Consider the following 7,948-nt stretch of genomic DNA (forward strand, 5'->3'; position numbering starts at 1 on the left):
ACTATGGGACTTCCGGATCTGTCAAACTATGCGTGCCTCCCCGGCAAAGCCGGGGGGTCTCCCTTTTGGACTAGTAAGATCGGGGGGAGGAATATCCCCCGGCCAGGATTGTATGAGGCATGGATGCTGATTACGAGCATACCGGGATGTAATCACAGCGCATCCTGGGAGAGAGGTACTCTTTCCTTCCGACCCGAAAGTAAGTGCGGGAAAAATAATGGTATACGGTACTGATAGGCGGGATAATATTATTTACCTGCCGCTTACGTTGCACCGATTTTTTAGCGTGCCACCCAAACAGAATATGCTCCCCTTGGTCAAACCGTCACTACTGAAAAGTCACCACCCTTACGCTGATCTGCGGATTCTTTAATGGCTGATTTTTCTCCCCATCGGCCATATCTTCTGTCACCGGCTTGGCCGAGCCCATGCCAATGGCCGTGATACGGTTAGCGGTGATGCCTCTTTGCAACAAAATTCCACGCACCACATCCGCGCGTTCCTGCGAAGTTTCCTGCTCCGCAATCTCATCGCCCTGGCCTTTCACGTGACCCTCTATGGCAATTGTAACCTTGGGATTCTCCTGCAGTATCTTTGCGAGGACGTCAATATCCGGCGCCGAGGGATTGATAATTCTGGCCGTGCGCGCCTGAAATTTCACCTGCATGGGGAATTCCCGGTTCGGGTCTCGGGCACTGCTTTTCAGATAGTTGCGCAGCTTGCTGGCAAAATAATCCGATCCCGGGCTTACCTGAACTTCGCCATTTGCCAAAGGGGAGTCTCCCGCCGGCTCCGAGGGGGACTCCATAAAGGCGGATTCCTCTGATGTCATGGAGGGTTCCTGCTCCGCCATTTCATTTTTCCCTTTCTTCATGCACATATTTAGCGCATACAGCACAAACAGTACCACCAGCAATGGAAAAAACCAGCTACTGAAACTCACTGGCTTGCGCTTTTTTCCGGAGCTGTGCAAAGCCTCGGGGCGTGGCTCCTGGGGCTTAGCATGACCATGCGTCACCAGGGATGCACCCAACTTGTCAAAATTCGATACATCAAGGGCTTTTAAAAGCCCTTCGGGTATTTTATCCCGAATGAATTCCCGCTGTCCGATAAGAAAGGAGGCCAGGTCAGAAAGATCCATTTTGTGCGTTTTCACTTGCTCACCCAGCAAGGAGGTTGCCAGCACTGCTGTCGCATTGAGCAGTGTATTGCCGCTCCTGCCATGCAATGCCGTAGCGGTCAATTTCGCCGCCGCCTCGGTCCGGTTACCAAAAACCTCCTGCAGCATTTCTGCGCCATTTTTCTGAATGGCCTCAAATTTTTCCTGCTCTGCAAAACTCTCTGACAGAGAGGACAAGTCCGGCCCGCCGGCGTCGCTGATCATATTAAACAGGTAACCCATGCCGGTCTTGCTACTGGCCCTGTTCAGCATTCCAGCCAAAACCGTTGCGAGGCCGGTGTCCAGGACAGCCTGGCTTTTTTCTGTCGGAATTCCCAGTGCCTGAGCCAGGGAGTCAATACCTGCAGTGCCCAGTGTGCCCGCCGCCAGATCCAGTAGATTTTCCGCCATAACCAAACCTCCCTGCCTGCTTGTCTCACTGTCAGAAGCGTTTCACGCCTTATCGATCCCAGACGAGAAAATATGCACAGATTGAATAGTTATCGTGTATTTTAAGAGCCAACAACTGCACCGGGGGAAACATTTTTCTCGCATCGCTAATTTATCCGCCAAAAATGCTTGGCCGACAATAAAAAACAAGGTGCTTTTTGGAGTGTACGGCAGCCCGGTTGCCCAGTTAGGTTGAATTGGAATAACCGCCCCGGTAAATCTTCACATGATGAATTTTTACAACCGACATCCGCGTCACCTCTGCTGGCGTCTTTTATCATTGCGCCAACGGCGCACACACTTATGGTTATACCCGCAATCCGGAATAGAGAGGCCCAAACCGTGCCCACCGAAGCGTATATTTACGATGCCATCCGCACCCCCAGGGGGAAGGGAAAACCCGGTGGCGCCCTGTACGAAGTCAAGCCCATCACCCTGCTCTCCGATTTACTGTGCACATTGCAAGCGCGCAATGCCCTGGATACCGCCAGTATCGATGATGTGGTAATGGGATGTGTCACACCCATTGGCGGGCAGGGTGCGGATATCGCCAAAATTGCGACGCTGGCCGCGGGCTGGGACTGGGATATCGGTGGGGTCACCCTCAACCGCTTCTGCGCCTCAGGCGCCGAATCCGTCAATCTGGCCGCTGCCAAGGTGCGCTCCGGTTGGGAGCACCTGATCGTGGCCGGCGGGGTGGAATCCATGTCGCGGGTACCCATGGGTTCCGACGGCGGCGCCTGGGCCATGGACCCGCGCACAGCCATAGATACCGGCTTTGTTCCCCAGGGAATCGGTGCCGACCTGATTGCCACCCTGGGCGATTTCTCACGCGAGGATGTGGATCGCTTTGCCCTGACATCCCAGCGAAAGGCAGCGGCGGCCTGGGAGCGTGGCGCTTTTGCCAAATCGATCGTGCCCGTACGGGACCAGAACAGCTTACCAATCCTCAACCGCGACCAGCTGGTGCGCCCGGATGCCTCCATAGAAGCACTGGCGGGCCTGAAGCCCGCATTCGCCGATCTGGGAGACCTGTGTTTCGACAGTGTTGCCATTTCCCGCTACCCCCAGGTGGAAAATATCCACCATGTCCACACCGCCGGCAACTCCTCCGGTATCGTCGATGGCGCCGCAGCCATTTTGGTGGGCAGCGAGCAGGCCGGGCGCGATCAGGGCCTGAAACCGCGCGCGCGCATCGTCTCCGCCGCAGTTGTCGGCACCGAACCCACCATTATGTTAACCGGACCCGCACCGGCTGCGCGCAAAGCCCTGAAATCCGCCGGGTTGACCGTCCAGGATATCGATCTGTACGAGGTCAACGAAGCCTTTGCGGCGGTGGTTCTGCGTTTTCAGTGCGAACTGGATATCGATCCGCAAAAGCTGAATGTTAATGGCGGCGCCATCGCCATGGGCCACCCCCTGGGCGCAACTGGCGCCATGCTGATAGGCACGGTATTGGATGAATTGGAGCTGCGGAAACTGCGTTACGGCCTGGTAACGCTATGTGTGGGTGGCGGTATGGGTGTTGCAACCATTATTGAACGGGTGTAGGGGGAAAATCATGAAATCCATTCACCTGGAAAAAGATGAGGACAATATTGTCCATCTGATGATGGACAATCCCAATGCCTCGGCAAATGTGATGGACCGGGATTTTACCAACGCCCTGCAGGGCGCTGTTGAACAGCTAAAACGGGAAGACTATGCGGGCATTATTGTGCGTTCGGCCAAAAAGACATTTTTTGCCGGCGGCGATCTCAATTCCCTCTATGCAGCGCACAAAAATGAAGCCGAAGCTTTCTTTGCTTCCTGCGAATCCCTCAAGGCCAATCTGCGCTGGCTGGAAACCCAGGGGAAACCCGTGGTCGCGGCAATCAACGGCGCAGCCCTCGGCGGCGGCTGGGAGATCGCGCTCAGCTGCCACCAGCGCATCGCCCTGAACGCACCTTCAGTCAAGATCGGGTTACCGGAAGTTACCCTGGGCCTGCTGCCCGGCGGCGGCGGCTGCGAGCGTATGCCACGCCTGCTCGGTATCCAAAACGCCCTGCCCTTTTTACTCGAAGGCAAGCGGGTGCACGCCGAGCAGGCTCTGAAGTCCGGTCTTATCCAACAGATCGCCAGCGATGTAGAGGAGCTGTTGACCCTGGCACGGGCATTTATCCTGGCCAATGGTCACCACCGGGTTTTACAGCCCTGGGACCAGCCCGATTTCCGCATGCCTGGCGGGGATGCCAGTGACCCCCAAAATGCGCAACTGCTGGTGATAGCCCCCGCCATGCTGGAGAAAAAGACCAAAGGATGCCTGCCCGCTCCCGAGGCGATTCTGGCAACTGTGGTAGAGGGAGCTCAGGTGGATTTCGAGACTGCCACCCGTATCGAGTCCCGCTATTTTGTCGACCTGGCCTGCGGGCAGGTAGCAAAAAACATGATCGGCACCTTTTGGTTTGCCCTCAACGCACTGAAAGCCGGTGCCTCTCTGCCCCAGAAAGCCCGCCAAATGGAAACGGCCCCAATCCACAAAATCGGTATTCTCGGCGCAGGCATGATGGGCTCTGCAATCGCCTACACCTGTGCCAATAAAGGGGTTGAGGTGGTGCTCAAGGATGTCTCCATGGAGGCGGCACTGAAAGGCAAAGCGTATGCAGAAAAATCTCTGCAAAAACGCCTGCAGCGCGGTCAAACTGACGAGGCCCATATGCAGTCGGTATTATCCCGTATCCAGGCCACCGACAGTGCTGCTGACCTGGCCGGTTGTGAACTGGTGATTGAGGCGGTTTTCGAAGATCGGGCACTCAAGGGCAAAGTCACTGCTGAGGCCGAGGCCCAACTGGGCGACGGGGTCATTTTTGCCTCCAATACCTCTACCCTGCCGATCACCGGCCTGGCCAAAGCGACTTCGCGTCCCGACAACTTTATCGGCATGCACTTCTTTTCTCCCGCTGACAAAATGCCCCTGGTGGAGATTATTTGCGGCGGGGAAACCAATGCATGGACCCTGGCCCAGGCCTTCGCCTTTGTGCTGCAAATCGGTAAGACACCCATCGTTGTCAACGACAGTCGCGGGTTTTTCACTTCCAGGGTATTCGGCTGCTTCACCAACGAGGGCATCGGTATGCTCAGCGAAGGCGTCAATCCCGCCAGCATCGAAAATGCCGCAGCCCTGGCGGGCTTTCCGGTAGGACCGCTGGCAGTGAGTGATGAAGTTTCCCTGACCCTGATGGAGAAGATTCGCCAGCAGACCACCAACGACCTACTGCGTGAAGGCAAAGCAATATCCACGCATCCGGCCGATAGCGCGATAGATCATATGCTGGCGTTGGGGCGTGCCGGCAAGGCTGCGGGCGGCGGCTTCTATAGCTATCCTGAAACTGGCAGAAAGCACCTTTGGCCCGGTCTGCAAAAGGCATTTCCCCAGACCAGTCAGCTGTCAATGGCAGATGTGAAAGAGCGCCTGCTGTTTGTCATGGCTATAGAAACACTGCGTTGCTATGAGGAAAATATACTGCGCAGTGTGCGGGATGCCAACATCGGCTCTATCTTTGGTATTGGCTTCCCACCCTGGACCGGTGGTGCCCTGCAGTATATCAATCAATACGGGATTACCGCCTTTGTTCAGCGCGCCCAACAACTGGCCAGGGCCTATGGCGACAGGTTTTCCCCGCCGGCTTTGTTGATACAGTTGGGGGAGTCACAGCAAATTCTGACCGATAAATAGTTATCGCAAACCTTTCTCAGGCATGGATAGCGATGGTTTCACAGGCAATTCACACTCAGGCATTTCCGGTGTGAACCCATAAATGCGCAGTTTCAGATAATAACAAGGCATGGTTGTGTTAACGATGATACCCAGAACAGTTTTCAATGAAGATCACGAGCAGTTTCGCAATACCGTACGCAAATTCCTCGAGAATGAAGCCGAACCCTTCCACAGCCAGTGGGAAAAAGACGGTCAGGTAGACCGTGCCCTGTGGAACAAGGCCGGTGAAATGGGGTTTTTGTGCCCGCAGGTACCTGAAGCCTATGGCGGCCTGGCACTGGATTACGGCTACAATTCCATAATCGACGAGGAAGTTGCCCGCGCTGGCCTTTCCGGCATCGGCTGGGGTCTGCATTCCAATATCGCTGTGCCCTATATCATCCGATACGGTTCTGAAGCGCAAAAAAGAAAATACCTGCCCAAATGTATCAGTGGTGAAATTGTCACCGCGATCGCCATGAGCGAACCCGGTGCCGGCTCCGACCTGCAAAGTGTCAGAACAACGGCCATCAAATACAACGACCACTACATGCTCAATGGTTCCAAAACCTTTATCACCAATGGACAGCAGGCCGATCTGGTGATTGTAGTGGCGAAAACAAATCCCAGTGAAGGGGCCTCGGGAGTCAGCCTGCTGCTCGTGGAAGCGAATTCACCCGGTTTCCAAAAAGGCACCAACCTGGAGAAAGTCGGCATGAAAGCCCAGGATACCTCGGAGCTTTTCTTTGACAACGTCAAGGTGCCGGAGGAAAACCTGCTCGGTGTAGAGGGACAGGGTTTTGTCTACCTGATGCAGGAACTGCCCCAGGAGCGCCTCAGTGTCGCCATCTTTGCGTTGGCCAACGCCGAGGCTGCCCTCCAGTGGACCCTGGACTATGTGCGCGAGCGCAGAGCCTTCGGCAAAGCCATTTCCGCCTTCCAGAACACCCAGTTCAAGCTGGCCGAACTGGACAGTGAATTGACGGCACTGCGGGTATTCGTGGACCGCTGCCTGGAGCTGCACTACGAAAAGAAACTCGATGTCGCCACTGCGGCCAAGGCCAAGTTGCTCAGCACCGACTTCCAGTGCAAGCTCCTTGACGAATGCGTCCAGCTCCACGGCGGCTTCGGCTATATGTGGGAATACCCCATTGCGCGCGCCTGGGCAGACGCCCGTGTTCAGCGCATCTACGCCGGCACCAATGAAATCATGAAGCTGATTATCTCCCGCGAACTCTTCGGGGACACCTGATCCGGACAGATCCGGATACATTATTTCGGATTCCATTTTTGTTGTCGCAAGACAGATTGCAGTGGAGAGTATGAATCGCGATAAAGGTCCGCTCGATGGATTAAGAGTCCTCGACTTCTCGACCCTGCTTCCCGGCCCCTACGCCACCATGCTGCTGGCGGATATGGGCGCGGAGGTCCTGCGTATCGAATCCCCGGCACGCCCGGACATGCTGCGCGGCCTGCCCCCTATGGTAGGCGGCGGGAAAGCAGTCTCGGCTGCCCATGCCAGCATAAACCGCAATAAACGCTCCCTGGCTCTGGACCTGAAAAATCCCGGCGCGAAGGAGATTGTCCGACGACTCCTGGGAGATTACGACATTGTCATCGAACAATTCAGACCGGAGGTGATGGATAAGCTGGGATTCGGGTACAAATCGCTCTGCCAGATACGCCCGGACATTATCTATTGCTCCATTACCGGCTACGGCCAGAATGGTCCGTTCAAGCAGCGCGCCGGGCACGATATCAACTACCTGGCACTATCCGGTCTGGCCAGCTACTCCGGCCGCCGCCGCAGCGGTCCGAGTCTCAGTGGCACACAGATTGCGGATCTCGCCGGGGGCTCGCACCATGCGGTCATGGCGATACTCGCCGCCGTATATCAGCGCCTGCAGACCGGCAACGGCTGTGAAATAGACATCAGCATGACCGACTGCGCCTTTTCCCTGAATACCCTCTGCGGCGCGAGTGCTCTGACTGTAGGCCGGAGTCCACAGATGGAAATGGAGTTGCTCAATGGGGGCAGCTATTACGACTACTATCGCACCGCAGATGATCGCTACCTAGCCGTGGGCAGCCTGGAACCCCAGTTCGCCGAAACTCTCTTCCGGCGCATTGGCCACCCCCAGTGGGTGAACCGGGTGCTCGAAGACGATCAGCAGGAACGGCTCAAAGAGGACATTGCCGGGGTTGTGCGCAAGCGCACCCTGGAAGAGTGGGCAGAGGCGTTCGCAGACTGTGATGCCTGTGTCGAACCGGTGCTGAGTTTCAATGAGGCGGCGGACAGCAGGCTGATGCAGGAGCGGCAGATGCTCTGTACTGCCACAACATCCCAAGGCGACAGGCTGCGGCAGGTGAATACGCCTTTCCGCTTTGAGGGTGTGAAAAACCGGCAGCACAAGGCTGGCGCCTCTCTCGGCGAGCACAGTCGCAGCGTGCTTCAGTCACTGGGTTTTAGTTCCGGCGAGATTGAACAGATATACGCACAAGGGATTATTGTCTGAGGTTATTAAGGTGTATTAGTTCAGACCAAATCTGACACATCTCCTTGAAAAGAGGGGGTTTACCGGTTTTGATGAAGGTGACGAAAC

General features: G+C 56.0%; 5 protein-coding genes. 4 read left to right on the forward strand and 1 reads right to left on the reverse strand.

The window, feature by feature from the left end; all coding sequences use genetic code 11:
• Window positions 1-328: 328 nt before the first annotated feature.
• Window positions 329-1,570 carry an OmpA family protein gene (locus Q1A48_RS20085; protein ID WP_299948480.1) on the reverse strand — a complete coding sequence of 414 codons (1,242 nt, stop codon included), beginning with the start codon at window positions 1,568-1,570 and terminating at the stop codon, window positions 329-331.
• A 381-nt stretch (window positions 1,571-1,951) separates the two neighbouring features.
• Here Q1A48_RS20085 and Q1A48_RS20090 point away from each other — a divergent pair, with 381 nt between their 5' ends.
• From Q1A48_RS20090 to Q1A48_RS20105, 4 genes are all read left to right on the forward strand, one after another.
• Window positions 1,952-3,160 carry an acetyl-CoA C-acetyltransferase gene (locus Q1A48_RS20090; protein ID WP_299948482.1) on the forward strand — a complete coding sequence of 403 codons (1,209 nt, stop codon included), beginning with the start codon at window positions 1,952-1,954 and terminating at the stop codon, window positions 3,158-3,160.
• Between the two features lie 10 nt (window positions 3,161-3,170).
• A complete protein-coding gene (locus Q1A48_RS20095; RefSeq protein WP_299948484.1) occupies window positions 3,171-5,324 on the forward strand; it encodes a 3-hydroxyacyl-CoA dehydrogenase NAD-binding domain-containing protein in 2,154 nt (717 codons plus the stop codon).
• 124 nt (window positions 5,325-5,448) lie between these two features.
• On the forward strand, window positions 5,449-6,597 hold the full coding sequence (locus Q1A48_RS20100; RefSeq protein ID WP_299948486.1) for an acyl-CoA dehydrogenase family protein: 1,149 nt from the start codon (window positions 5,449-5,451) through the stop codon (window positions 6,595-6,597).
• Window positions 6,598-6,667: 70 nt separating this feature from the next.
• The gene (locus Q1A48_RS20105) at window positions 6,668-7,861 is read left to right on the forward strand and encodes a CaiB/BaiF CoA-transferase family protein (protein WP_299948488.1); all 1,194 of its coding nucleotides are present in this window, start codon (window positions 6,668-6,670) and stop codon (window positions 7,859-7,861) included.
• Window positions 7,862-7,948: the final 87 nt, after the last annotated feature.

Origin of the sequence: uncultured Microbulbifer sp. (genome assembly GCF_947489355.1) — a bacterium.
In the GTDB taxonomy this organism is placed as follows: domain Bacteria; phylum Pseudomonadota; class Gammaproteobacteria; order Pseudomonadales; family Cellvibrionaceae; genus Microbulbifer.

What these genes read in the sequence shown, in the direction of transcription:
- Q1A48_RS20085 (WP_299948480.1), bottom strand. Translation starts at nt 1,570, where the DNA reads ATGGCGGAAAATCTACTGGATCTGGCGGCGGGCACACTGGGCACTGCA.
- Q1A48_RS20095 (WP_299948484.1), top strand. Translation starts at nt 3,171, where the DNA reads ATGAAATCCATTCACCTGGAAAAAGATGAGGACAATATTGTCCATCTG.
- Q1A48_RS20100 (WP_299948486.1), top strand. Translation starts at nt 5,449, where the DNA reads ATGATACCCAGAACAGTTTTCAATGAAGATCACGAGCAGTTTCGCAAT.
- Q1A48_RS20105 (WP_299948488.1), top strand. Translation starts at nt 6,668, where the DNA reads ATGAATCGCGATAAAGGTCCGCTCGATGGATTAAGAGTCCTCGACTTC.